This is a genomic window from Arthrobacter sp. YD4 (assembly GCF_030410515.1).
In the GTDB taxonomy this organism is placed as follows: Bacteria; Actinomycetota; Actinomycetes; order Actinomycetales; family Micrococcaceae; genus Arthrobacter.
This window is the reverse complement of the sequence record NZ_JAUHHD010000003.1, coordinates 251,700-276,482: the sequence shown is the minus strand read 5'-3', so window position 1 is coordinate 276,482 and position 24,783 is coordinate 251,700. Positions and strand designations below refer to the sequence as shown.

General features: G+C 69.2%; 26 protein-coding genes, 2 tRNA genes and 1 other RNA gene. 18 read left to right on the top strand and 11 right to left on the bottom strand.

From position 1 onward, the window contains the following. The first annotated feature begins 94 nt into the window (after positions 1-94). The gene (gene pepN / locus QWJ39_RS09740; protein WP_290257603.1) at positions 95-2,650 is read left to right on the top strand and encodes an aminopeptidase N; all 2,556 of its coding nucleotides are present in this window, start codon (positions 95-97) and stop codon (positions 2,648-2,650) included. Positions 2,651-2,760: 110 nt separating this feature from the next. Next, complete coding sequence (locus QWJ39_RS09735) at positions 2,761-3,228, top strand: OsmC family protein (RefSeq protein WP_290257602.1); 468 nt, start codon at positions 2,761-2,763, stop codon at positions 3,226-3,228. A 31-nt stretch (positions 3,229-3,259) separates the two neighbouring features. Here the strand turns inward: QWJ39_RS09735 and QWJ39_RS09730 are convergent, their stop codons facing one another. Continuing rightward, positions 3,260-4,279 (bottom strand): NAD-dependent epimerase/dehydratase family protein, encoded by a 1,020-nt coding sequence (locus QWJ39_RS09730; RefSeq protein WP_290257601.1) that lies wholly within the window; start codon positions 4,277-4,279, stop codon positions 3,260-3,262. A gap of 88 nt (positions 4,280-4,367) precedes the next feature. Here QWJ39_RS09730 and QWJ39_RS09725 point away from each other — a divergent pair, with 88 nt between their 5' ends. The 4 genes from QWJ39_RS09725 (at position 4,368) to QWJ39_RS09710 (ending at position 6,792) form a co-directional block, all read left to right on the top strand. Continuing rightward, the gene (locus tag QWJ39_RS09725) at positions 4,368-5,033 is read left to right on the top strand and encodes a mechanosensitive ion channel domain-containing protein (protein ID WP_290257880.1); all 666 of its coding nucleotides are present in this window, start codon (positions 4,368-4,370) and stop codon (positions 5,031-5,033) included. Then, complete coding sequence (locus QWJ39_RS09720) at positions 5,033-5,491, top strand: globin (protein ID WP_290257600.1); 459 nt, start codon at positions 5,033-5,035, stop codon at positions 5,489-5,491. Before QWJ39_RS09725 ends, QWJ39_RS09720 begins: the two co-directional genes overlap by 1 nt. Positions 5,492-5,632: 141 nt before the next feature. Continuing rightward, a complete protein-coding gene (locus QWJ39_RS09715) occupies positions 5,633-6,085 on the top strand; it encodes a GNAT family N-acetyltransferase (protein ID WP_290257599.1) in 453 nt (150 codons plus the stop codon). An 80-nt stretch (positions 6,086-6,165) separates the two neighbouring features. Further along, entirely contained in the window at positions 6,166-6,792 is a 627-nt protein-coding gene (locus tag QWJ39_RS09710) for a hypothetical protein (RefSeq protein ID WP_290257598.1), read from the top strand. A 19-nt stretch (positions 6,793-6,811) separates the two neighbouring features. Here QWJ39_RS09710 and QWJ39_RS09705 read toward each other — a convergent pair whose 3' ends face one another. Continuing rightward, entirely contained in the window at positions 6,812-7,471 is a 660-nt protein-coding gene (locus tag QWJ39_RS09705) for a hypothetical protein (protein WP_290257597.1), read from the bottom strand. 63 nt (positions 7,472-7,534) lie between these two features. Between QWJ39_RS09705 and tesB the strand changes: the two genes are divergently transcribed. After that, positions 7,535-8,455: an acyl-CoA thioesterase II gene (gene tesB, locus QWJ39_RS09700; RefSeq protein WP_290257596.1), complete on the top strand. Its 921-nt coding sequence runs from the start codon at positions 7,535-7,537 to the stop codon at positions 8,453-8,455. Positions 8,456-8,539: 84 nt separating this feature from the next. Here the strand turns inward: tesB and ettA are convergent, their stop codons facing one another. From ettA to QWJ39_RS09685, 3 genes are all read right to left on the bottom strand, one after another. Continuing rightward, on the bottom strand, positions 8,540-10,222 hold the full coding sequence (gene ettA, locus QWJ39_RS09695; protein WP_290257595.1) for an energy-dependent translational throttle protein EttA: 1,683 nt from the start codon (positions 10,220-10,222) through the stop codon (positions 8,540-8,542). 82 nt (positions 10,223-10,304) lie between these two features. After that, on the bottom strand, positions 10,305-10,814 hold the full coding sequence (locus QWJ39_RS09690; protein ID WP_290257594.1) for a hypothetical protein: 510 nt from the start codon (positions 10,812-10,814) through the stop codon (positions 10,305-10,307). 121 nt (positions 10,815-10,935) lie between these two features. Next, positions 10,936-11,442, bottom strand: a complete 507-nt coding sequence (locus QWJ39_RS09685) for a single-stranded DNA-binding protein (RefSeq protein WP_290257593.1) — start codon at positions 11,440-11,442, stop codon at positions 10,936-10,938. A 159-nt stretch (positions 11,443-11,601) separates the two neighbouring features. Between QWJ39_RS09685 and QWJ39_RS09680 the strand changes: the two genes are divergently transcribed. From QWJ39_RS09680 to QWJ39_RS09670, 3 genes are all read left to right on the top strand, one after another. Further along, a tRNA-Arg gene (locus tag QWJ39_RS09680) sits at positions 11,602-11,674 on the top strand. 182 nt (positions 11,675-11,856) lie between these two features. Beyond that, on the top strand, positions 11,857-12,330 hold the full coding sequence (locus QWJ39_RS09675; protein ID WP_290257592.1) for a lipopolysaccharide assembly protein LapA domain-containing protein: 474 nt from the start codon (positions 11,857-11,859) through the stop codon (positions 12,328-12,330). 69 nt (positions 12,331-12,399) lie between these two features. Beyond that, the gene (locus QWJ39_RS09670; RefSeq protein WP_290257591.1) at positions 12,400-13,122 is read left to right on the top strand and encodes a DNA alkylation repair protein; all 723 of its coding nucleotides are present in this window, start codon (positions 12,400-12,402) and stop codon (positions 13,120-13,122) included. Here the strand turns inward: QWJ39_RS09670 and mptB are convergent. Beyond that, positions 13,115-14,692: a polyprenol phosphomannose-dependent alpha 1,6 mannosyltransferase MptB gene (mptB, locus tag QWJ39_RS09665; RefSeq protein WP_290257590.1), complete on the bottom strand. Its 1,578-nt coding sequence runs from the start codon at positions 14,690-14,692 to the stop codon at positions 13,115-13,117. The two genes, QWJ39_RS09670 and mptB, sit on opposite strands and share 8 nt — an antisense overlap. Positions 14,693-14,847: 155 nt before the next feature. Between mptB and orn the strand changes: the two genes are divergently transcribed. The 5 genes from orn (at position 14,848) to QWJ39_RS09640 (ending at position 18,659) form a co-directional block, all read left to right on the top strand. After that, a complete protein-coding gene (gene orn / locus QWJ39_RS09660; protein WP_290257589.1) occupies positions 14,848-15,552 on the top strand; it encodes an oligoribonuclease in 705 nt (234 codons plus the stop codon). Positions 15,553-15,682: 130 nt separating this feature from the next. Further along, positions 15,683-15,755, top strand: a tRNA-His gene (locus QWJ39_RS09655). A gap of 101 nt (positions 15,756-15,856) precedes the next feature. After that, a complete protein-coding gene (locus QWJ39_RS09650; protein WP_290257588.1) occupies positions 15,857-17,011 on the top strand; it encodes an acyl-CoA dehydrogenase family protein in 1,155 nt (384 codons plus the stop codon). Between the two features lie 54 nt (positions 17,012-17,065). Further along, positions 17,066-17,638, top strand: coding sequence for a peptide deformylase (gene def, locus QWJ39_RS09645; RefSeq protein ID WP_290257587.1), 573 nt, complete (start codon positions 17,066-17,068; stop codon positions 17,636-17,638). Between the two features lie 49 nt (positions 17,639-17,687). After that, positions 17,688-18,659: a 1-phosphofructokinase family hexose kinase gene (locus tag QWJ39_RS09640; protein WP_290257586.1), complete on the top strand. Its 972-nt coding sequence runs from the start codon at positions 17,688-17,690 to the stop codon at positions 18,657-18,659. Here the strand turns inward: QWJ39_RS09640 and QWJ39_RS09635 are convergent. The 3 genes from QWJ39_RS09635 to QWJ39_RS09625 all read right to left on the bottom strand — a co-directional run bounded on the left by QWJ39_RS09635 (position 18,646) and on the right by QWJ39_RS09625 (position 21,352). Then, on the bottom strand, positions 18,646-19,440 hold the full coding sequence (locus QWJ39_RS09635) for an HNH endonuclease family protein (RefSeq protein ID WP_290257585.1): 795 nt from the start codon (positions 19,438-19,440) through the stop codon (positions 18,646-18,648). The two genes, QWJ39_RS09640 and QWJ39_RS09635, sit on opposite strands and share 14 nt — an antisense overlap. A gap of 137 nt (positions 19,441-19,577) precedes the next feature. Further along, entirely contained in the window at positions 19,578-19,787 is a 210-nt protein-coding gene (locus tag QWJ39_RS09630) for a hypothetical protein (protein WP_290257583.1), read from the bottom strand. Between the two features lie 71 nt (positions 19,788-19,858). Continuing rightward, a complete protein-coding gene (locus tag QWJ39_RS09625; protein ID WP_290257581.1) occupies positions 19,859-21,352 on the bottom strand; it encodes a glyceraldehyde-3-phosphate dehydrogenase in 1,494 nt (497 codons plus the stop codon). A 279-nt stretch (positions 21,353-21,631) separates the two neighbouring features. On the opposite strand from QWJ39_RS09625, the gene QWJ39_RS09620 reads away from it, so the two are divergent. Further along, complete coding sequence (locus tag QWJ39_RS09620) at positions 21,632-21,778, top strand: hypothetical protein (protein ID WP_290257580.1); 147 nt, start codon at positions 21,632-21,634, stop codon at positions 21,776-21,778. 75 nt (positions 21,779-21,853) lie between these two features. Here QWJ39_RS09620 and rnpB read toward each other — a convergent pair. Then, positions 21,854-22,247, bottom strand: an RNA gene (gene rnpB / locus QWJ39_RS09615) — RNase P RNA component class A. A gap of 110 nt (positions 22,248-22,357) precedes the next feature. On the opposite strand from rnpB, the gene QWJ39_RS09610 reads away from it, so the two are divergent. Further along, positions 22,358-23,188, top strand: coding sequence for a slipin family protein (locus tag QWJ39_RS09610; RefSeq protein ID WP_290257879.1), 831 nt, complete (start codon positions 22,358-22,360; stop codon positions 23,186-23,188). Positions 23,189-23,268: 80 nt separating this feature from the next. Further along, positions 23,269-24,033 carry a peroxide stress protein YaaA gene (locus QWJ39_RS09605; RefSeq protein ID WP_290257579.1) on the top strand — a complete coding sequence of 255 codons (765 nt, stop codon included), beginning with the start codon at positions 23,269-23,271 and terminating at the stop codon, positions 24,031-24,033. Positions 24,034-24,040: 7 nt separating this feature from the next. Here the strand turns inward: QWJ39_RS09605 and QWJ39_RS09600 are convergent, their stop codons facing one another. Beyond that, positions 24,041-24,778: a C4-type zinc ribbon domain-containing protein gene (locus QWJ39_RS09600; RefSeq protein ID WP_290257578.1), complete on the bottom strand. Its 738-nt coding sequence runs from the start codon at positions 24,776-24,778 to the stop codon at positions 24,041-24,043. Between the last annotated feature and the right edge of the window lie 5 nt (positions 24,779-24,783).

Below are 24,783 nucleotides of genomic sequence, written 5' to 3'. Positions count from 1 at the left end.
GGGGCAACTTGCCAAGGCCGCAAGGCGTGAAAGAATAACTTCACGCCTATCCCCATCTCCCGTTCCCGCATTCCTGGAGGCCCCCTTGCCCGGTATGAACCTCACACGCGCCGAAGCCCGCGAGCGCGCCGCCCTGATCGCCGTCGACTCCTACGACGTGACCCTGGACCTGACCCGGGGCGACACCGTCTTCGGCTCCACCACCCGCGTGCGCTTCACCGCGGCGCCGGGATCCTCCACGTTCATCGACGCGGTCACCCGGACCGTGCACAGCGTGACCCTCAACGGCCGCGAACTGGACCCGGCCGAGGTCTCGGACGGCATCCGCATCCAGCTCCCGGACCTGGCCGCGAAGAACGAACTCGTGGTGGTCGCGGACGCCCCCTACATGAACACCGGCGAGGGCCTGCACCGCTTCGTGGACCCGGTCGACGGCGAGGTCTACCTCTACACCCAGTTCGAGGTCCCCGACTCCCGCCGGATGTTCGCCGTCTTCGAACAGCCGGACCTCAAGGCCACGTTCACGTTCACAGTCACCGCGCCGTCGCACTGGGACGTGGTGTCCAACTCCCCCACCCCGGCACCGTCCGAGACCAGCCCGGGCGAGGACGGCGGCGCGCGCTCGGTCTGGGCCTTCGCGCCGACCCCGCGGCTGTCCTCCTATGTCACCGCGCTGATCGCCGGCCCGTACCAGAGCGTCCGCAGCGAGGTGGTCTCCGCCACGGGCAAGGTCACCCCGCTGGGCGTCTTCGCCCGCAAATCCCTCATGCAGTACCTGGACGCGGACAACATCTTCGAACTGACCCGCCAGGGCTTCGAGTTCTTCGAGGCGCAGTTCGGCTGCCCCTACCCGTTCGAGAAGTACGACCAGCTCTTCGTGCCGGAGTTCAACGCCGGCGCCATGGAGAACGCCGGGGCGGTGACCATCCTGGAGGGCTACGTCTTCCGCAGCAAGGTCACCGGGGCGCAGGTCGAGCGGCGCGCCATCACCGTCCTGCACGAACTGGCCCACATGTGGTTCGGCGACCTGGTGACGATGCGCTGGTGGAACGACCTCTGGCTGAATGAGTCCTTCGCCGAATACATGTCCCACCTCGCCGCCGTCGAAAACACCAAGTTCGACGCCGCGTGGACCACCTTCGCCTCGGTGGAAAAGTCCTGGGCCTACCGCCAGGACCAGCTGCCCACCACGCACCCGATCTTCGCGGAGATCAACGACCTACAGGACGTCGAGGTCAACTTCGACGGCATCACCTACGCCAAGGGAGCCTCGGTGTTGCGGCAGCTGGTGGCCTGGGTGGGTCCGGAGGAGTTCATGGCCGGCGTCCGCGAGTACTTCCGCAAGCACTCGTGGAAGAACACCGAGCTGGCGGACCTGATGGTGGAGCTGGAGCAGGCCAGCGGCCGCGACCTGGACCAGTGGGGCAAGCTCTGGCTGGAGACCGCCGGCGTGAACACCCTGAAGCCGGAGCTGTCCGTCGGCGAGGATGGGACCATCACCTCCTTCGCGATCCTGCAGTCCGCCACCGAAGCGCAGCCGACCATCCGCCCGCACCGGCTGGCCGTGGGCTTCTACAACCTCGACGGCGCCGGCAAGCTGGAGCGCGTGCACCGCGAGGAGCTCGACGTCGACGGCGCACGCACCGAGGTCCCGGCCCTGGCCGGCCTGGCGCGGCCGGACCTGATCCTGCTCAACGACGACGACCTCGCCTACGCGAAGGTCCGGCTTGATCCGCAATCGTGGGCCACGGCCACGGCGCACCTGAAGGACTTCGGCCGCAGCCTGCCGCGGACCCTGGTCTGGGGCTCGGCCTGGGACGCGGCGCGCGACGGCGAGACCCCGGCGCGCGGCTACGTGGAGCTGATCCTGGCCAACATCGCGGAGGAGACGGACTCCTCCGTGATCCTGGTGCAGCTGCGCCAGCTGGCCACCACGCTGAACTTCTACGTCGCCGCCGAGCACAAGGACGCCACGGCGGCCGCCGCCGCGGACCGGCTCTGGGACCTCGCCTCCCGCGTGGCCGCCGGTTCCGACGCCCAGCTGCAGTTCGTGAAGTCCTACGCTCTGCTGGCCCGCACGGGCGCGCAGTTCGACACGGTCGCCGGGCTACTGGACGGCTCCCGCGAGCTGCCGGGCCTCACCGTGGACCAGGACCTGCGCTGGGAACTGATCACCTCCCTCGTGGTGGGCAGCCGGGCCGGCAAGGCGGAGATCGACGCCGAGCTCGAGCACGACAACACCGCCACCGGCCAGAACGCGGCCGCCCAGGCCACGGCCGCCATCCCCACCCCGGAGGCCAAAGCCGCCGCCTGGGAGTCGATCGTGGTGACGGGCGAGCTGTCCAACGCTCTGCAGGGGTCCGCCGTCGCCGGCTTCACCCGGGTGTTGGACACCGCCCTGCTCGAGCCCTACGCGGAGAAGTACTTCGAGGCCGTTCCCGGGATCGTGCGGGACCGCACCCACGCCCTGGCCCAGCAGATCGTCGTCGGGCTCTACCCGGCGCAGCTGACCACCCAGGCCACCGTGGACCGCACGGACGAGTTCCTCGCCGCCCTGCCGGCGGACAGCGCCGCCCTGCGCCGGATGATGCTGGAGAACCGCGACGGCGTGGCCCGCGCCCTGCGCGCCCGCGCCGCGGACGTCGGCTAGGCAGGAAGCCCCCACCCCGCCCAACTAGCTCGCAGCTAAGGCCGTTTTGGACGCTCAGAACGGCCCCTGCTGCCAGTCAGTTGGGCGGGGACGTGTCCTAGACTGGCGGCATGAGCCTGGACGAGCACCACTACGCCCTGACGGTCACCTGGACGGGCAACCTCGGCGAGGGGACGTCCGGCTACCGGGCGTACGGCCGGGACCACGACATCGAGATTCCCGGCCTGCCGGTCCTCAAGGGCTCGGCGGACCCGACCTTCCGCGGCGACCCCGGCCGGTACAACCCCGAGCAACTGCTCCTGGCCGCGCTAAGCCAGTGCCACATGCTCTCTTTCCTGCACGTGGCGGTGAAGCATGGCGTGGTGGTCACCGGCTACCGGGACCGGGCCGAGGGGCTGATGCGGACCAACCGGGACGGCAGCGGCCAGTTCGAGTCGGTCACGCTGCGTCCGGTGGTGGCCACGAAGGAACCGGTGGCCCCGGAAACCTTGGCAGAGATGCACCACGAGGCCAACTCACTCTGCTTCATCGCCCGCAGCGTCAACTTCCCGGTCCGGCACGAGGCGTCCGCCGGCTGACGGTTCGGCGCCTCCCAGCCTCGGGCGGCGATTAGCCTGCGGCGCCAACCGGGTCCGTCGCGTCCCGCCATTCCCCCAGCAGCCGGCGCTCGGTGTCCGGATTGAGTCCGGCCTTGCGTTCCCGGTCCAGCCCCCGGCGCCGCTCGTCGTCGAGACTGTCCGCCAGCGTCCGGGTCCACGGCCGCAACCGGAGTCCGGCCGCAACCGCCGCGGCGTTGCTGCGGGTGGTGAATCCCTCGTGGCCCGGCGGCAGCCACAGCGGCAGTGAGTCCGGACCCGCCCAATAGTTCACCCCGCGCGCGGCGAGCCAGTCGGGCGGCGCGGCCACGATCTCCGCGGCTCCCCCGTCGAGACGCCGTGATTCATCGAGGTATTCGGCGAACGGCACGGGATCGCCGACCGCGTTCAGCGGCCCGGTAACGCCCCGCTCCGCCGCGGTCAGCACCCAGGCGGCCAGGTCCCGGACGTCGATGATCTGGGTCAATGCTGCCGGGGTGTCCGGGACGAGGACGGGTCCCGGGTGTCGGGCGAAGCGGGCAGGCCAGTACCCGTAACGGTCCGATTCGTCCCCGGGCCCGCCGATCAGGCCCGGCCGGCACAGGTGCGCCTTGTCCCCGGCCAGTTCCAGGGTCAGGTGTTCAATCGCGGACTTCGCGGCACCGTAGTTCTCCATGGTCGCCGGCGTCCCGGCGGGCAGCGGCGGCAGCACGACGGCGTCCTCCGCCGTGCCGGGGACCGAGGGGTCCGCGTAGACCGAACAGCTGGAGACGAAGGTCCAGTGCCGTGCGCGGCCGGCGAGCGCCACGAGGGCATCCTCCGCCTGCCCGGGGTCGCGGGCCACGTCGACGACGGCGTCCCACTCCCCCGCGTGGACGGCCCCGGCGTAGGCAGCCGGACCCTGCGAGCGGTCCGCCTTGAGCCAGCTGGCACCCTTCGGCGGCGCGGTCCGGGATCCACGGGCCAGGCACATGACGTCGTGGCCGGCGGCTACTGCCTGCCGGGCGATTTCGGCAGAGAGGAAGGCGGTGCCACCGAGGACGAGGATGCGCATGGGGCCACGCTACGGCGCTAGTCTGGACAGTGAACAGAGTCTTATGCGGCCGGCGAACGCGGGCGTGCCGAAGGAGCAGTACCACTTGATCTTGAGCTTGACCACCCCCGAACCCCTGACACCGCTCGATGTCTCCGCAATCAACGTGCCCGGAGCCCTGATCAGCATCGGGGTGGGCGTCCTCGTCTGGCTGGTGGCGTCCTTCGTGATTTCCGGGATCACCAAGCGCGTCGCCGCGGGCAGCACCTTCTTCAAGAAGCCGCGGTTCCGCTGGGTTGCCCCCGCCCTGCGCGCGCTGGACCACCAGCGCCGGGAGCAGCGGGCCCGCACCATCGGCGCGCTGCTGACCAGTGTGGTGAGCGTCCTCGTCGTCGTGATCACCGCGATGTACGTGCTGCAGTATCTTGACGTCAATATCGCGCCGCTGCTGACCAGCGTCGGCATCCTGGGTGTCGCGATCGGCTTCGGCGCCCAGCAGCTCATCCGCGACTTCCTGGCCGGGATCTTCATCACCATCGAGGACCAGTACGGCATCGGCGACGTCATCGAAACCTCCGAGGTGGTGGGCACGGTGGAGTCGATGGGCCTGCGCATCACCCGGGTCCGCGCCGACGACGGCACCATCTGGTACCTGCGCAACGGCGAGATCCTCCGTGTGGGCAACCGCTCCCAGGGCACCTACACCCCGCCCGCCGACGAGGCCGACCAGGCCGGTGCCGCCGAGGCAGCACCCCAGCAGAAAGCCGGAGAGTAATGACCATCCCCCTCGGCGGAGATCCCCGCCAGCCCCGGCAGCTGATGCAGAACGACCCCTTCAGCAAGCCCGGCTACACCGACAACTTCTACCACGCCGTCGGCGGGCACGAGACGTTCGTAAAGCTCATCGACGTGTTCTACGACGGCGTCGCCACCGACCCGCTGCTGCGGCCCATGTACCCGGAGGAGGACCTCGCGCCGGCGAAGCGCCGCTTCCTCATGTTCCTGGAGCAGTACTGGGGAGGTCCCACCACCTACGGCGAGGAACGCGGCCACCCCCGGCTCCGGATGCGGCACCAGCCGTTCCGCGTGACCCCGGAGGCCAAGGACGCCTGGCTCCGGCACATGCGCACCGCCGTCGATGCCCTGGAGCTCCCGCCGCTCCACGAGGGAACCCTGTGGGACTACATGGAGCGGGCCGCCCTCTCCATGGTCAACAGCCCGTCCGGAGCCTAGGCGGGTTGCGCCGCTTGCCGGCCGGCACACAGAGAAAGACCCCGGAGGCACTTGGGGGGATGCCTCCGGGGTCTTTCTGAAATTTATAATACCCACCCGGGTATGACCGCGCAAGGGGTCCCCTCCGCCTAGGCTGGAGCCATGATCACCATTCGCGAAACGGTCGACGGCGACCTGCCCGCCCTCGCCGCGCTGCGGGCCACCTGGACGGCCGAACAGGCACCCGCCGACGGCACGACCATAGACCCGGAAGAGTTCGTCGCCGTGCTCAAGCGGTGGCTGGAGGCCAATCCGCGGACCTTCTTCCTCGCCGAGCACAACGGCGTTCCCGTGGGCATGCTGAACCTCATGGTGTTCGAACGCATGCCCAAGCCAGGCAAGGACATCTCACGCTGGGTGTACCTGGGGAACGTCTATGTGCTTCCGGACCGCAGGAACGCCGGCATCGGGGCGCAGCTGGTGGAGGCCGCCCTGACCTATTCGCGGGAGATCAACGCGGTCCGCATGCTCCTCTCTCCGTCGTCGGAGTCTCGAAGCTTTTACGCGCGGCTCGGTTTCGTGCCGGCGTCGGAACTGAACGTGCTGACCTTCTGAGCTGCGTACCCACCCGTACCGGGCCCGCTTACGGGCACTTCCGAGCACTTCCCGGCGCCCCCGGGTCTAGGCTGGCGGTCATGGCGATCATTCATCAGGCAACGTTGACCCCCTCCAAGATGGAACTCCTCGAGCGCTGGCTCCCCGGCCGGTCCTGGTTCCCGGACACCGGGTCCGCCCCGGAGAAGGCCGGGCACTTCCGCTTCGACGACCCGGAGGGGGAGGTGGGCCTCGAGACCATCCTGGTGCGTTCCGGCGGCGCCGTGTTCCAGGTGCCGCTCAGCTACCGGGGCGCTCCCCTGCCCGGCGGCGACGATCACCTGGTCGGCACCATGGAACACTCCGTCCTGGGCAGCCGCTGGGTCTACGACGCGTGCGCGGACCCGGCCTACGTCCGTGCCCTGGCCGGTGCCATCCTGGCCGGCACGCCGCAGGCACAGCATGTCCTGCAGGTCGACGGCGGGCAAAAGGTCCTCCCCGAGTCGGTTACCGTGCACGGCACGGGAACCGCGGGTACACCGGTTCCGGAGGTCGGCGACGTCACGGCCAGCGACGCCGCGGAGGGGACCGTGATCCGCGCCGGTGCGCTGGAAATTTTGGTCTACCGGCGGCTCGACCCCGCTGTCCCGCCGGCAGCCCGCTCCCTGGTCGGCACCTGGGAGGGTCAGGACACTCCGGTAGCCCTCGCCGCCGTCACGGAAGGATAGGGCGTCGTCGCGGGGGCCGCTAGAGGCCGGACCCTGCGCGGACCAGCACGTGGCCGCGGGGGCTGCTGAGCCGGAACCACGTGTCGGCGCGGAAGACGGACTGCTCCCCCTCGGCCAGGAACCCCAGGGTCAGCGCCGCGAAGGCCGCCCCCGCGGGCAACCCGTGCGCCGCCGGCAGCGGCCGGCCCCAGACGGTGGCGCGGGCGTTGTTGACGATCAGGGCACCGGGTTTGTCCGGGATGATGCCGGCGATCTCCCTGATCCCCTCCTCAGCCGCCCGCCGCAGTTCCGCGTCGGGGACGGTGCCGGCCGGTTCCCAGCCGCCGCGGGGTGCTCCGACGCCGGCCCAGGATTCCCGCAGGGTCATCGGCGGGACGGGAAGGTCGACGTCGTCGGGCCCCGAGCGGGCCAGGCGGTCCAGCACCGCCGCGAGGGGCACGGTCACGTCCAGCCGGGCGGGCGCGGCCAGAGCCATCGTGCGCAGGCCCAGGATAGTCGGCGTTCCCTCGCCCAAGAGCCGCGGCCGTAGGAGGCAGACGTAGGCGGCCAGGACGGTGCCGTCGGCGCTGAGGCGGATGCCGCCGTCGTCCACCGCCTTGGCCCTGGTGGCGAAGGTGCGCAGGTCGGCAAGGTCGCGGGGATCGGAAAACTGCAGGGACTCGGTGAGGACATCAGACACATTCCCGACTTTACCGGCTGAGCCTCTTTGGAGCCCGGCCAAGCCGCCGTCTAAAGTCAAACCATGACTGAAGCCGAAGCCGCAGTGCAGGCCGCACCCCCGGAGGACCCGACCACCTCGCTCATCCAGCTCCTGGACCTGGGCGAACTTCAGGGCGCCCGGACGGACGAGGACATTTTCCTGGGCCCGTCGCAAAAGCAGCCCCGGCAGCGGGTGTTCGGCGGCCAGGTGCTGGCGCAGTCGCTGGTGGCCGGCAGCAGGACGGTTCCCGAGGGCCGGGGCGTGCACTCGATGCACGGGTATTTCCTGCGGCCGGGCGACGCGAACCAGCCGATCACTTTCGGCGTCCAGCGGCTCCGCGACGGGCGCTCCTTCTCGGCCCGCCGGGTCCACGCATACCAGGACGGCAAGCCGATCCTGTCGATGATCGCCTCTTTCCAGGACGAGGATGAGGGCATCGAGCACCAGACGCAGATGCCGGAGGGAATCCCGGACCCGGAGTCGCTGCCGAGCACGGCCGACCTGCTGGGCAAGTTCGACCACCCGGTGGCCCGGCACTGGGCCTATGAGCGGCCCTTCGACATCCGCCACGTGGACCCTGCCCTGTATGTCTCGGCCGAGGGGCCCAAGGAGGCCCGCAACGCCGTGTGGATGCGGACCTTTGGACCGATGCCGGACGATCCCGGCCTGCACCGCGCCGCGCTGGCCTACGCCAGCGACTACACCCTCCTGGAGTCGGTCCTGCGGCGGCACGGCTTGAGCTGGATTACGCCGGGGATGTCCGTGGCGAGCCTGGACCACGCCATGTGGTGGCACCGGCCCGTGCGGGTGGACGAATGGCTGCTGTACGTGCAGGAATCCCCCAGCGCCCAGGGCGCCCGAGGCCTGGCGACCGGGAAGATCTTCAGCCGCGACGGCCGGCACGTCGCCACCGTGGCGCAGGAGGGCATGATCCGGGTGCCCACGGAACCGGCGCCCCGGTAACGGCGAACGCCTTTAACGCATAAGCCCGGCGCACCCCCTCTCGGGGGCGCGCCGGGCTTTTGCGTTGGCGGGCCGGCCGCGGAACTAGTCGCGGGTCAGGCGGCGGTGGGTGACCCGGTGCGGCTTGGCCGCGTCGGGGCCGAGGCGCTCCACCTTGTTCTCCTCGTAGGATTCAAAGTTGCCCTCGAACCAGTACCACTTGGAGGGGTTCTCCTCGTCACCTTCGTAGGCGAGGATGTGGGTGGCCACCCGGTCGAGGAACCAGCGGTCGTGCGAGACGACGACGGCGCAGCCGGGGAATTCCAGCAGGGCGTTCTCGAGGCTGCTGAGGGTTTCGACGTCGAGGTCGTTGGTCGGTTCGTCGAGGAGCAGCAGGTTTCCGCCCTGCTTGAGGGTCAGCGCGAGGTTCAGTCGGTTGCGCTCACCGCCGGAGAGGACGCCGGCCTTCTTCTGCTGATCCGGGCCCTTGAAGCCGAAGGCGGCGACGTAGGCGCGGGACGGCATTTCGACCTGGCCGACCTGGATGAAGTCGAGTCCGTCGGAGACAACCTCCCACAGGGTCTTGTTCGGGTCGATACCGCCGCGGCTCTGGTCCGCGTAGGAGATCTTCACCGAGTCGCCGACCTTCAGTTCGCCGCCGTCGAGCGGCTCCAGGCCGACGATGGTCTTGAACAGGGTGGTCTTGCCGACGCCGTTGGGGCCGATGACGCCCACGATGCCGTTGCGCGGCAGCGAGAACGACAGGCCGTCGATCAGCATCCGGTCCTCGAAGCCCTTCTGCAGGTTCTTCGCCTCCAGGACCAGTCCGCCCAGTCGCGGTCCCGGCGGGATCTGGATCTCTTCGAAGTCGAGCTTGCGGGTCCGGTCTGCCTCGGCAGCCATTTCCTCATAGCGGGCCAGACGGGCCTTGGACTTGGTCTGGCGGCCCTTGGCGTTGGAGCGCACCCACTCGAGTTCCTCGGCGAGGCGCTTGGCCTGCTTGGCGTCCTTCTTGCCCTGGATTTCCAGGCGGGCACGCTTCTTCTCGAGGTAGGTCGAGTAGTTGCCCTCGTAGGGGTAGAGGTGGCCGCGGTCCACTTCGGCGATCCATTCGGCCACGTGGTCCAGGAAGTACCGGTCGTGGGTGACGGCCAGGACGGCGCCGGGGTACGAGGAGAGGTGCTGTTCGAGCCAGAGCACGCTCTCGGCGTCGAGGTGGTTGGTGGGCTCGTCGAGGAGCAGCAGGTCGGGCTTCTGCAGCAGGAGCTTGCAGAGGGCGACGCGGCGACGCTCACCACCTGAGAGCACGGTGACGTCGGCGTCGGCCGGCGGGCAGCGCAGCGCGTCCATGGCCTGCTCCAGCTGGGAGTCGAGGTCCCAGGCGTCGGCGGCGTCGATCGCTTCCTGAAGCTGGCCCATCTCTTCAAGCAGGGCGTCGTAGTCGGCGTCCGGATTGGCCATCTCTTCGGAGATCTCGTTGAAGCGCTGGATCTTGCCGTAGATCTCGCCCACGCCCTCCTGGACGTTGCCGAGGACGGTCTTTTCCTCGTTCAGCGGCGGCTCCTGCAGCAGGATGCCGACGGTGTAGCCGGGGCTCAGCCGAGCCTCGCCGTTCGAGGGAGTGTCCAGGCCGGCCATGATCTTGAGGATGGTGGACTTACCGGCGCCGTTCGGGCCGACAACACCGATCTTGGCACCGGGGAAGAAGGACATACTCACGTCGTCGAGGATGAGTTTTTCGCCAACGGCCTTACGGGCCTTGGTCATTGTGTAGATAAATTCCGCCATACTCTCAAATCTAGTGGTTCGGCGCTGATAACTCACATTCCGAGGCGACAGGTTCCGCGCCGCCCATACCGGGGGAGACCGGTCAGGCGGCCGGGCCCGCGAGGCAGCGGCCGTCGGCGAGGGCCGGCAGGACGGTGGCGGTGACGGACCGCCCCCGGATCTGGGCGACGACGCAGTCCCCGCCCTGCCGGACGGACGCTTCCACGGCGTCGGCGTCCAGGCCCGTGGGGGTCCGGCTGGCGGTGACCTCGATGGCCCCGTGAGCGTAACCGGCCCGGACCAGGGCCGCCCGCACGCTGTCCGTCCCCGGCACCGACCCAGCGGCGAGGCCGGCGAGCGCGTCGCGCACCTTGGCCGCATCCTCGGGTTGCGTGGCCGCCGAGCCGCCCGCCGTCGAAGGAGCCGTGGGCGTGGGCGCGGAGGGGGCTGTGGGCGTGGCCGTCACGGTCGCGACGGCGGTGGACGCTGATGCCGCGGGGGCGACTGTATCGCCCGACCCGGTGCATCCGGCGAGGGCTGCTGCCACCACAATGCCTGCCAGGGTGGCGGACGTCGGGAACAGCGCGCGGGGAAGGAGTCTGGGCCGGGTCACCCGGCCATTCTGCCACCGGCACCGGTCCGGACATCGCCGTCACCGCCTTCACCGCTCTTGTCCGAGCCCCTCTGGTCGGCGGTGCCGGCAGCCTGCTGGCACTGGCCGGGAAACGAGGCCCTCAGGCGGCGTCCTCCTTCACCTCTCCGGTTTCCTCGTCGAAGTCGGGCAACTCCTCCGCGGCGTCGGCTCCGCCGTCGCCGCCGCTCCCCTGCCCGGCGGCTCCCGGAGTCCCACCCTGGTCCGCCCCGTCCGACTGCTGTTGCTGCCCGCCGGTATTGCGGGTGAAGTTGGCGGCGCCCCACGACAGGTCGTGACCGATGGCGTCGGCATCGATGTCCACGGCGTGGTGGATGCGGCCCTCCGACTCCCAGGTGCGGATCTTGAGCCTGCCGGCAACGATGACGGGCTGCCCTTTCCGGATACTGCAGGCCATGTTGCCGGCCAGCTGGCGGTAGCCCTGCACGGTGAACCAGTTGGTGGTCCCGTCCACCCAGGCGTTGGCCGCCCGGTCGAAGCGCCGTCCGGTGGAACCCAGCCGGAAGGACGCGGTGGCGACGCCGCCGGGCGTCGTCGAACTCTTGATCTCCGTGGCGACGAAGCCCCGAATGGTGATGCTGTCATTCATTGGTATGTCCTGTCTCATGGGAAGGCTGGCTGGTCCTTCCCACTCTGCAACCGGGGTCCGGCGCACGGCAGTCCGTACCGGGGCTATGTGGAAAATGGGCCGTGGTGGCACGGTAAACTTCTTGAGGCGTGCCCGGCTCCGGCCGATGGGCACGCGAGTGCCCCAGTAGCTCAGGGGATAGAGCAGCGGCCTTCTAATCCGCCGGTCGGGGGTTCGATTCCCTCCTGGGGCGCCTGCACGGCCCCGGTCACGGACTATCCGTGACCGGGGCCGTTCCGATTAAGCTCCCGCCGCTTCTTGGGCTCCCCGGCTCAGCTTCCGGAGCGCCGTCTCCCGCCCAAGCCATAAGCAGGCTTAGTATTGAGTCGAGAGATGGAGGCAGGGCTCCGGCCCGTAACCGAAAGTAAGGCAGCCATGACGCAGACGCCCCGCGGATTCGACTCCTACGACCAGGCCGACACCCCGGCGACACCGCAGCACGCAACCACCGGACTCCCCCGGGAGGACACCCCGGCGGCCACGTCCGCCCCCGCCCGGACGCCCGCAGAGGCTCCCACGCCGGAGCCCGCCCCCGCCACCACGGCAGCACCCGCGCCCACGCACGAGGCCCGCCAGGTGACCCGCGCCGGGATGGTCTGGACCGTCGTCGCCGTCGCCCTTGTGGTGCTGATCCTGCTGATCGTCTTCATCCTGCAGAACCAGGACTACGTCCAGGTCAAGTACTTCGGACTGGCGGGAGCCGTCCCGCTGGGGGTGGCGTTGTTCATCGCCGCAGTCGGCGGCGGGGTGCTGGTAGCCATCGCCGGGGCCGCCCGCATCATCCAGCTCCGGCTGACCGCGCACCGCCAGCGCACCCGTCTGGCCGGCAAGGGCACCCGCGACCGCTAGGCCGGAGGAAACGCCAAGCCGGAGGAACGGCAGGAGCGCAGACCGGCCGGACTGCCCTACAGTTGCCGCATGTCCGAAGGCCTCGTCACCACCATCCGCACTGCCCTGCACGTCGCGGCGGATCCGGTTCGCGGCGCGGCGGCCCAGCGGTATCTGAAGTCAAAGATGCCATCCCTGGGCGTCCGGGTCCCGGAGGTCCGGGCCATCGTCAGGAATGCCGCCCGGCGGTTGCCGCCGCAGTCGCTGTCTGAACTTACCGCCGCCGTCACCGGGCTGTGGCGCGAGGCACGCTGGCGGGAGGAACGGCTCGCGGCCATCGAACTCACCGGCTTACGGCTGGCCCGGGACGAGCTCGCCATGCTTCCCCTGTACGAGGAGATCATCCGCGACGGTGCCTGGTGGGACTTGGTCGATTCCCTGGCGCACCGCCTGGGCGGTCTGCTGCTGGCCCACCCGGGAACGATGGCGTCGCTGCTGCGCCGGTGGAGCCAGGACCCGGACCTCTGGATCCGCCGTGCTTCCATCACCGCCCAGCTGGGAGCCAAGGGCGCCACGGACCGGGCGTTGCTGGCGGACGTGATCACGGCCAACCTCGGCGACCGTGAATTCTTCATCCGTAAGGCCATCGGCTGGGCCTTGCGGGACTTCTCCACGACGGATCCGGACTGGGTCCGGGGCTTCGTCGACCGCGCCGGGGACGGGTTGAGCCCGCTCTCCCGCCGCGAGGCGTTAAGGAAGCTGGGACCAGCCGCACCCTTGGAGGAGGGGCCCCAGGTGACCCGCCTCAGATGACGGGCCGGCTGGTGACCGGTTCCTCCGGCTTGCTGAACAGCTGTTTAGTCTTGGGGTCCAGGAAGATCAGGTAGAGCGCGAACAGCAGGGCGATGATCGCGGCGGCGTTGCGGGCCAGGGCCAGCGCCAGGCCCAGGTCCTGGCTCTGCAGGTAGGGGAAGACCTCCAGCTGGTCGGAAATCGCGTAGACCATGAAGAACGAGACCATGAAGTACAGGGCCTTGACCTGCCAGTCGTCGCGGATACCGGTGACGGCGAAGAGCGGGATCAGCCACACCACGTACCAGGACTGGATCATCGGGGCGAGGAACACGACGGCGGCGAAGGCCAGGGTCAGGCGGCGCATCAGCCGGTCGTAGTCGCCGCGGAAAATCTGCCAGGCCACGATCCCCAGCGCCAGGACCTTGCCGGCGTCGTACACGTACTTGGCCAAGCCCCAGCCGTCGAGGCCGAAGGCGTTGGAAATGGAGGCGACGATCAGCCCGACCAGGCCCACCGGGGCGTACCAGATCCAGATGCTGCCGGGGGCGGACAGGCCGTTGATCCAGCCGAAGCCGAAACCGTTGACGGCGCTCATGGCGTAGAGCAGGCCCACACTGATCCCGGCGGTCAGGGCCCAGAACACGAACTTCCGCGGCCACCGGGCGTTCCTGCCGGCCCACAGGAGCCCGATGAAGGGCAGGAAGACGATCGTGATCGGCTTGACCGCAATCGAGAGCGTCACCAGGACCAGGCCCACCAGCACCCGCTTGGTGGCGCAGTAGTAGAGGCCGGCGAGGGCCAGACCGATCATCAGCGCGTCGTTGTGGACGCTGGCGATGAAGTTGGTCAGGAACAGCGGGTTGGCGGCGGTCAGCCACAGGGCGCGGTGCGGGTTGACCCCGTGGAGTTCCGCGAGCTTCGGGACATAGATGATGCAGAGCACGATCCCCACGAGTGCGGCCAGCCGGAACAGCATGATGCTGGCCTCCGGCTGGACGTTGGTGGACCACACGACGAACTGCTCAATCCAGAGGAATAGCTGGCCGTAGGGCACCGGCGCCTCGGTCCACATCTTGTCCGCGCCGAGCTGGAAGTAGTTGGAGAGCGCGGAGATGCCGTTCTCGTAGGGGTTGAAGCCCTCGACCATCAGCCGGCCCTGGCCGATGTAGGCATAGACGTCGCGGCTGAAGAGCGGCACGGAGAACATCATCGGCAGGCCCCACGCGACGACGGCGGTCAAGGTCGCCTTCCGCGCACCGGCGCCCCAGTGCCGCACCCGCTGGCCCAGCCGCAGCCACGCCCGCACCAGCAGCATTCCGCCAACCGCCAGCAGCACGATGCACATGCCGACGCCCACGGCCTCGGTGCGCATCCAGATGAAGAGCGGCAGACGGCGCAGTTCGGAGACCGGTGCCAGCCAGCCGACGCCGAGGGACCCGATGAACATGAACAGCGAGCCCAGGAATCCGGAGAAGATGGGTGAGCGTGCGTTGTCCACGTCGTCCGGGGCCGCCGCCGACGGTGCCCCGGAGGATGCCCGGGACGTACCGGCAGCCGTCTTCCCCGCCGCAGGTACAGGCGCCGTCATCTCAGGGGTGTCCAATCTGTCGAGTGCTGGTGGAGCCCACTCGTGGCCTGAAAGCCGGTCAGGGGCACGCCGCACGGAGGAAAAATTCCGACGGCCGCGTTGCCAAAATCGTAGCACCGGGCCCCTCCTGGGCGGCGGAACGGTAGGCTGGGCGCGTGCCTATATCTAATGAACGCATCGTGTGGATCGACTGCGAAATGACCGGCCTGGACACCAAGAATGACGCCCTGATCGAGGTGGCGGCCCTGGTGACCGACTCGGAACTGAATATCCTAGGCGACGGCGTCGACGTCGTCATCAAACCGGACGACGCCGCCCTGGCCCAGATGAACGACTTCGTGCGCGACATGCACACCCGCTCCGGACTGCTGGAGGAACTCCCGCACGGCAAGACCATGGCCGAGGCGCAGGAGATGGTGCTGGCCTACATCAAGAAGTGGGTGCCGGACCCGAAGAAGGCCCCGCTCGGCGGCAACTCGGTGGGCACCGACCGCGTCTTCCTGGTCCGGGACATGCCGGAACTGGTCGAGCACCTGCACTACCGGGTGATCGACGTCAGCACCATCAAGGAGCTCTCCCGCCGCTGGTACGCCCGCGCATACTTCCAGTCCCCCGCCAAGCTCGGCGGCCACCGCGCCCTCGGCGACATCAAGGACTCCATCGACGAGCTCCGCTACTACCGGCAGGCCGTCTTCGTCCCGGCGCCCGGCCCGGACAGCTCCACCGCCCAGCGCATCGCCAAGGACGTCATGGCCACCTCGGGCGCCGCCCCCGGCAGCGCGCCGGCGGACGCCGCGGACGACGCCGGGAACCCCGGGGGCGCCCCGGCCGAGTCTCCCGCGGGCGCCCGCTCAGAGTAATCTGCGCCACGTTTCGGCCTTTTTTTGATGAAATCGCCGAAACTGGCAAAAGCACCCCCGCGGAGCAGGTAAGCTATTTGTCGTTGCCTTTCCGGAAGGCCGGTTCGCCGGTTCGACTGACAGGCACATGGTGGGCGTAGCTCAGTTGGCAGAGCGCCTGGTTGTGGTCCAGGAGGTCGCGGGTTCAACCCCCGTCGCTCACCCTCACCGAGGACGGCACGATTGTCCGACCTTGCCAAAGGCCGCACCGGATATCCGGTGCGGCCTTTGCTGTTTGTCCCGAAAACGCATGGAAGGAACCGCGATGAGGCGCCAGCTCTTCGAAGAAGACCATGAGATGTTCCGCGAAATGGCGGCCGAGTTCAACGTCCGCGCCGTGGCCCCGCACTACGCGCAGTGGGACCGGGACCACATGATGCCGCGGGAGCTGTGGACCGCCGCCGGGGAACAGGGCCTGCTGGGGCTCGCCGTTCCCGAGGAGTTCGGCGGCCTCGGCATGACCGACTACCGGTTCCGCGCCGTGCTGGATGAGGAATTCGCCAAGAGCAACCACCTCGCCGTCGGTCTGGCCTTCCACCTGCACGACGACATGGTCCTGCCGCATCTGCTGGCCTACGGCTCGGAGGACCTCAAGCAGCGCTGGCTGCCCGGCATGGTCTCCGGCGAGACCGTCACCTCCGTGGCCTGGACCGAGCCGGGCGCAGGCTCTGACCTCCGCGGCGTCCGCACGAAGGCCGTCCGCGACGGCGATGACTGGCTGATCACCGGCCAGAAGACGTTCATCGGAAACGGCATCTCCGGCGACGCCGCCCTGGTCCTCGCCCGCACCGACGGCGGGAGCGGCCGCGGCGGCGCCGAGTCCTTCTCGCTCTTCATGGTCCGCAAGGGCGAGGGTTACACCACCGGAAACCAGCTCGACAAGATGGGCCTCAAGGCCTCCGACACCCCCGAGCTCTTCTTTGACAACGTCCGGGTCCCGCACGCCGACCTGGTCGGCGAGGAAGGCCAGGGGCTGCGCTACTGCGCCGGGCAGCTGCCGCAGGGCCGGCTGGGCATCGCCGTCGCCGGTTCCGCCGTCGCCCGCGCCGTGTATGAGGCGACCGTGCGGTACACAAAGGACCGCAACGCCTTCGGCGAGCGAATCATCGACTTCCAGAACAGCCGCTTCGAACTCGCCGACATCCTCACCGAGGTCGAGGTCACCGAGTCCTACGTGGACCGGGCCATCACCGCGTTCAACGCCGGGGAACTCGACGCGTCCTCCGCCGCCCGGGTGAAGCTGTGGGCCTCCGAGCGGGCGAAGTCCGTCACGGACCGCTGCCTGCAGCTGCACGGCGGCTACGGCTACATCATGGAATACCCGGTGGCGCAGGCCTTCCTCGCCGCCCGCCTGCTGACCATCTTCGGCGGCACCAACGAGATCATGCGGGACGTCGTCGGCCGCGGCATCGCCGGCTGACCCGTCCCCTCTCCAGCACCATTCCCTCCTCCGCAGCAAAGGAAGCCCCGCGCCATGACCGTCCTGCCCATCACCATCTGGGGCGAACCCGTGCTGCACCGCCGGGCCGCCGAGGTCGAGGTCTTCGACGACGAGCTGCGGACCCTGATCGCGGACATGTTCGAGACCAACGACGCCGCCAACGGCGTCGGCCTGGCCGCCCCGCAGGTGGGGGTCGGCAAGCGCCTCTTCGTCTACAAGTACGAGAACGACGACGGCGCGCCGCCCTCCGGTGTCGTGGTCAACCCGGTCCTCACCCTCTCCAAAGTCTCCGGGGCGCTCCCCGACCCCGACGAGGAAGAGGAAGGCTGCCTGTCCTTCCCGGGCGGCCACTACCCCCTCAAGCGGGCCGAATGGGCCCGCGTGCAGGGTTTCGACGGCGAGGGCAACCCGATCGAGTTCGAGGCGACGGGCTGGTTCGCCCGGGTCATGCAGCACGAATTCGACCACCTCGACGGCAAGCTGTACGTCAACCGCCTGATCGACCGGTACTCCCGCAAGGCGATGAAGCAGGCCAAGAAGAGCGGCTGGGGCGTCCCGGGCCTGACCTGGATGCCCGGCGTGGACCCGGACCCCTTCGGGCACTGACCGGAGAGGACCCGGGAAACCGGCGGCCGCCGCTCCTATGCTTGGCAGCATGGAAGCCACTCTGCCCGCCCCGGCGAAGCCCATCCTGACCCTCACCATCAATCCGGCGCTGGACGTCAGCACCACCACGGAGCACGTCTCCAGCGGACATAAGCTGCGCTGCGGCCCCAGCCGCCTGGATCCCGGCGGCGGCGGCATCAACGTGGCCCGCGTGGTCCAGCGCCTCGGCGGCCGGCCTCTCGCCATTTACACCGCCGGCGGGCCCACCGGCGAGGCCTACCGACGACTGGTCGAAGCGGAGCGGCTGCCAGCCCTGGTGGTCCCGATCCAGGGCAGCACCCGGCAGGACTTCACCGTGGACGAGACCGGCACCGGCCAGCAATTCCGCTTCGTCCTCCAGGGTCCCGAGCTCAGCGAACCCGAATGGCGCCTCTGCCTGGGGCTGGTGGCCGACTCCATCCAGCCCGGCGGCTACGTGGTGGCCAGCGGCAGCCTGCCACCCGGCGTGCCCGAGGACTTCTACGCCCGGATCGCCCGCCTGGCCCGGGAGCAGGGCGCCCGCTGCGTGGTGGACGCCTCCGGTCCGGCTCTGGCCGCCGCCCTGGCCGAGGGCGTCTTCCTGGTCAAACCCAGCCGGCGGGAACTGGGCCTGCACTTCGGCACCACCCTGACGGACGAAAAGGCCGAACTCGACGCCGCCGCCGCGCTGGTAGCGGACGGCTCCGCCGAGAACGTGGCCCTGACCCTCGGCGGGGCCGGCGCGGTGCTCGCCTCCGCGGCGGGCACGCTGCGCCTGGCCGTCCCGAAGGTGAAGGTCCGCAGCACGGTCGGTGCCGGAGACAGCTTCCTCGCAGCATTCGTCCTGCGGCTGGCGCAAGGGCTGGACAGCGCCGCCGCGTTCCGCTCCGCCGTCGCGGCGGGCAGCGCAACGGTGACCACCCCGGCCACTGAGCTCTGCCACCGGGACGACGTCGAGCGGCTGGAAGCCGAACTGGCCCGGCAGGAGTTCAGCCTGACCTGATGGTGGGCTGATCCGGGCAGCTCCCGAGCACCCGCCGGATGGCCTCCTTTTCCGACGCCGTCACCCACAGGGCGTAGGCCGCCTTCACCGAGACCTGGCGGGCGACGTAGTGGCAGCGGAAGGCCTTGTTGGGCGGGAGCCAGCCGGCGGCGTCCGAGGAGCTTTTGTCCTGGTTGGCCGGGCCGTCCGCAGCAACCAGGTTCAGCGGGTCGTTGGCGAGGTGTGTGCGCTGCAGGGCCGTGAGCTGCTGCGCGCCGGTCTGCCACGCGTCGCCGAGCGCCACGACGTGGTCGATCTGGATGGCTTTGCTGGACTCGGCCCCACGTCTGAAGGCGGTCTGCCGGCCGGTATAGGGCTCTCGGAAACTGCCGGACCCGATCCGGCAGCGGGACCCGTCCGTGAAACGGGCGTCGGCGAGGTCCCTCCGCAGGATGTCGTTGCGGGTGTCGCAGCCGTTCCGGTCAACGTCGAGCCACGCCTGTCCAAACGCCGCCCGGTCGTAGTTGGCGGCGGGATCCCGGGCCCTGACCGGCAGCGACTCCAGCAGGTCCGCGGCCCGGGCCGCCGGCACCGCCCGCACCGCAGCGACGGGAGTCATCCACGCCGCCAGCACCGGGGCCTCCGTAGGCCCGTCGGAGAACCTGCCACCGAGGCGGAACTGGCCGTCGGCAAAGAACCAGACCAGCGCCAGGAGGACGGCCAGCGCGGCGGCCGCCAGGACGATCCACGCCTGGCGGGACCGCCGTCGTGCCCGCCGGTACTGCGCCCACGTGACGCTCATGCCGTCCCCGCGGGGGCCCGTGCCGGGTGCTGGTTCTCCATCACGGGAAAAGCCTAGGCCGCGGCCCGCCCAGGGCCGCGGTTATGCACAGTGTGGAGGGAAGGTCACGGTCCTACCAGAAGGGCGGGGCCGCGGGGCTACTGTTCGCGGGTGACGCGGCGGAGGTCCTCCTCCGCGAGGTTCGACAGGGCCTCCAGCTGGGCGACCCGGGCGTCGTCGATCTCGCCGGCCTCACGTTTGGCGCGGGCGTCGTCGAGGAGCCGCTTGGCTTCCTTGGCATTGCGCCGGGCCACATCGAGGGCGTGTTCAAGGGTGGTTTCGTGCTCCGTAGCCTGGTTCTGTTCCATGGCTCCCATTGTGGTTCGCTTTCCCGGCCGTTTCCAGAGAACCGGCCGGGAAAGCGCTCCGTGTCAGTGACTCAGCCGACCTCGACGGGCAGGCCAGCCGCCTCGAGGGTGGCGACGGCGTCCTTGGCGGGGAACGACGGCGGGTTGACCCCGGCCATTTCCTCCATGACCCGGACCACCTGGCAGCTGTAGCCGAACTCGTTGTCGTACCAGACGTAGAGGACGAGGTTCTTGTCGTTGGAGATCGTGGCGAGGCCGTCTACGATGCCGGCGCGGCGGGAGCCGACGAAGTCGGTGGAGACCACCTCGGGCGAGTCGATGTAGTCGATCTGCTTGCGCAGCTCGGAGTGCAGCGACATCTCGCGCAGGTAGTCGTTGACCTCGTCCTTGGTGGTGCCGTTCTCGAGGTTGAGGTTCAGGATGGCCATCGAGACGTCCGGGGTGGGGACGCGGATGGCGTTGCCGGTGAGCTTGCCCTGGAGTTCGGGGAGGGCCTTGGCTACGGCCTTGGCAGCACCGGTCTCGGTGATGACCATGTTCAGCGCTGCTGAGCGTCCACGCCGGTCGCCCTTGTGGAAGTTGTCGATCAGGTTCTGGTCATTGGTGAAGGAGTGGACGGTCTCCACGTGGCCGTGGATGACGCCGTAGCGGTCATTGATGGCCTTAAGCACCGGGGTGATGGCGTTGGTGGTGCAGGACGCGGCGGTGACGATCTTGTCCTCGTCGGTGATCGCGGCGTGGTTGATGCCGTGCACGATGTTCTTCAGGTCGCCCTTGCCCGGGGCGGTGAGCAGGACCCGGGACACGCCCTTGCTCTGCAGGTGCTGGGAGAGGCCCTCGGCGTCGCGCCAGCGGCCGGTGTTGTCGACCACCAGCGCGCCGTGGATGCCGTAGGCGGTGTAGTCGACGGTGGCGGGGTTGTCCGAGTAGATCACCTGAATCTGGACGCCGTTGGCGGTGATGGTGTCGTTCTCGAGGTCCACCTTGATGGTGCCCTCGAAGGAGCCGTGGACGGAGTCGCGGCGCAGCAGGCTGGCGCGCTTGGCGAGGTCGTTGTCTGAGCCCCGGCGCACCACGATCGCACGCAGGCGCAGGCCGTGGCCGCCGCCGGCCTTTTCAATCAGGAGGCGGGCCAGGAGGCGACCGATGCGGCCAAAGCCGTAGAGCACGACGTCGGTGCTGGTGCGGTCATCGCCGCCGCGCTTGCCGACAACCTCGGCGAGTTCTTCGCGGAGGAACTCGTCCAGGCTGACGCCGTCGCCCTCGGCGCGGTACTTTTCGGTCAGGCGGGCGATGTCGATGGCCGCGGCGCCGAGGTCCAGCTTGGTGAGCGCGTCCAGCAGCGGGGCGGTCTCCTCGAGGCGGAGTTCCTCTTTGCTCATCCGGCGGGCGAAGCGGTGCGCCTTGAGGATGTTCATGGTGGACTTGTTGATCAGGCTCCGGCCGTGAATGGAGGTCACCACGTTGTTTTCGCGGTACAGCCGGCCGATCACCGGAATCATGGCCTCGGCGAGCGCCTCCCGGCCCATCCACGTATCAAGACAAGAATCTGACGTCTGGCTCACAGAACTACCTTCCTAAAATCCACCGCATACGTCCTCGTGTGCGGAAGTCGGCCGCCGGCGGGTCTCCGGAACCTTCTCGCTGCGGGGATTCGGTCCACCCCGGCGAGCGCGTGACCGCAAAGAAAAAGCCACCGGCTGCGAACGCAGACCCGATGGCTGAACCTCTACGTTCACGCTCCATTCTAGGGCGGACCCCCTCCCCCTACCGGCCGGTACAGGGTGAAATCACTCACATCGGATTGCCGGGGTTTCCCGGCACCACTGGCCTAGGATGGCGGCATGGGACTCATCGTTGCACTTCTTGTCATCTGGCTCATCCTCTCGATCCTTGGCTTCGTGGTGAAGGGCCTGCTGTGGCTGGCCATCATCGGCCTGGTCCTCCTGGTCGCCACCGCCGTGTGGGGCTGGATCAAACGCAAAGCCTGACCCGCACGTCCACCAACGGCTGAGGGCCGGCACCGCATGGTGCCGGCCCTCAGCCGTTGTCCTGCTCTAAGTCGTGGGATGGGTTGACCGATACGCCGGGTTCTGTGGTCCCGGGCCGTTGCCGGCACGGGAATAGCGGCCATCCATCTACGAACGCCGTTGCCGACGCCCTCCAGCAGCCTACCCGGACACTCGGGCGGGCAGCCCTCAAACGTGTCCTGTCTGGCCTTGCTCCGGGTGGGGTTTACCTAGCCTTCCCGGTCACCCGGGAAGCTGGTGGTCTCTTACACCACCGTTTCACCCTTACCCGGCCGCGGAACCGTGCAAACACGGCGCCGCCCCGGGCGGTCTGTTCTCTGTGGCACTGGCCTGCGGGTTACCCCGAGTGGGCGTTACCCACCACCCTGCCCTGCGGAGCCCGGACGTTCCTCGAGCCACTTGCGTGACGCGCGGCCGCCTGGTCAACCCATCCGCTGACCATTCTACGGTCTGGCCGGCGGGCCGTTCGCCCCGGATCCTTCCGCCGCGGCCGGTGGGAGAATGGAAACAGGCACCCCACCGTCCAAGGAAGCGATCCGGATGGACTTCACCGCCGTCGTCATATGGCTGATCGTCGCCGTCCTCGTGCTGATCGCCGCCCGTTCCTCGATCAGGATCGTCCGTCAGTATGAGCACGGCGTCCTCTTCCGCCTGGGCCGGGTAATCGGCGTGCGGATGCCGGGGCTGCGCTTCATCATCCCGGTCGTCGACCGGCTGCAGCTGGTCAGCCTCCGGATCGTGACCATGCCCATCCAGTCCCAGGGGATCATCACCCAGGACAACGTCAGCGTGGACATCTCCGCTGTCGCCTACTACCGCGTCATCGACGCCGTGAAGTCCGTCGTCGCGATCGAGAACGTCGCCGCCGCCATCAACCAGATCGCCCAGACCACGCTCCGTAAGGTGGTGGGCCGGCACAGCCTGGACCAAACGCTCTCCGAGACCGAGCGCATCAACGGGGATATCCGGGAGATCCTGGACGCCCTGACCCTGGAATGGGGCGTCGAGGTGACCCTGGTGGAGCTCAAGGACATCCAGCTGCCAGAAAGCATGAAGCGGGCCATGGCCCGGCAGGCCGAAGCGGAGCGGGAGAAGCGGGCCAAGATCATCGCCGCCGAGGGCGAATCGATCGCGGCCGCGGCCCTCGGCGAGGCCTCGGACATGATGATGGAGCACCCGCTCGCCCTGCAGCTGCGGAACCTGCAGTCTCTGGTGGAGATCGCGGTGGACAAGAACTCCACGGTCGTCTTCCCGGCACCCCTCATGAGCACCATCGGAGAGCTCTCGGCCTTCCTCGCCCGGGAGAACCAGGCCGCGGCGGCCGCCGCCCGAACGGCAGCTACGCCGCCGGCCCCTCCCCCGCCCAGCTAGGCGCGCCACCACCTTCGCGAGGCCCGGCAGCCGCCATGGGGACGGGGCGGGTGCCGGAGCCGCGCCGGTAGGATCGTACGGTGCTGATTCTGCTCCCGCCCTCCGAGGGCAAGACCCCCGCCAGCCGCGGCGACGCCGTCGACCCCTCGTCGCTGAGTTTTCCCGCCCTGAACGACGGGCGGGCGCAGGTACTGGAGGCCCTCGGCACGGTCAGCGCGCACGAGGACGCCCTGTCGCTGCTGGGTGTGGGCGCCTCGCTGAGCGCCGACGTCGAACGCAACACCAGGCTGCACGCGGAGCCCGCCGCGCCCGCACACCAGGTCTACTCCGGGGTGCTCTACGACGCGTTGGGCTACTCTTCGCTGACCCCGGCGCAGCGGAAGAAGGCCGACGCGTCCGTTCTGGTGGTCTCCGCGCTTTGGGGCGCCATCCGGTTCGGCGACAGGGTGCCGGCCTACCGGCTCTCGATGGGCACGGCGCTCCCCGGGATCGGACGCCTGGCATCCTTCTGGAAACCGCAGATCACCGCAGCTTTGGCCGGGGAGACCGACGGCGAGCTTCTGGTGGACTGCCGCTCCAACACCTACGCGGCCGCCTGGGCCCCGCCGCCGGAGCGTACCGTCGCCGTGAACGTCTTAACCGAGGTCAACGGGGTGCGCAAGGTGGTCAGCCACTTCGCCAAGCACACACGCGGCGAGCTGGCCCGGCACCTGCTGACCCGGCGCGGCAAGGCCCCGCAGACCCCGGCGCAGCTGCAGAAGGCGGCGGCCGAGAGGTGGACGGCGGAACTGGTCCCCGGTACGGCCCGGAAGCCGCACACGCTGAACCTGATCCTGCCGGGCTAGGCCTCGGTCAGGCCCATTCGGCGGAGCGGACCAGGATGCAGCCGGAGTCAGGGCAGAAGACGATGTCGTCCTCCGCGGCGGCCTTGATCTCGGCCAGGTCGCCGGGGCTCAGCTGCATGCCGGAGCCCTCCGAGGTGCCGTGGAACAGCCGAGCGGCGCCGACGCCGCGTTTGGCCAAAGTCTTTTCGTAGATCGCCAGCATGCCCTCGTCCAGGCCTGCCGCGAACTCTGCCCGCTGCCCGCGGACCACGGTGTGTTCCGCGGCAACCTCGGCGAGCTTCTCGTCGATCTCGGCGCGGATGCCGGCGAACGAGCCCTGGATGTCGTCGACAATCTGCTGCTGCTCCGCCTGGCGCAGGCGCAGCGCATCCAGCCTCTCCAGGACTTCGAGCTCCACGTCCTCCAGGTCCGAGCGGCGCTTGTTCAGGGACGCGATGTCCTTCTGCAGCGCCACTAGGTCCTTGGACAGGCCGGTCCCGCTGTTCAGCCGGGCCTCGTCGCGGGTGATCCGGGAGGCCACCTGCTCGACGTCTGCCTCGGCGCGCTTGAGCTCCAGTTCCGCGTCGGCGACGGCCACCTTCGCCGCGCCGAGTTCACCGTTGGCCACGCCCAGGGCGGCCTCCAGGTCGGTGATGCGGGAGTCGCCTTCGAGGCTGCGGCGGCGGTTGGAGAGTGACTTCAGTTTCGCGTCGAGCGCCTGCAGCTCGAGTAACTTCATCTGTTCCGCCGGGGCTGCCTTGGCCACTGTTT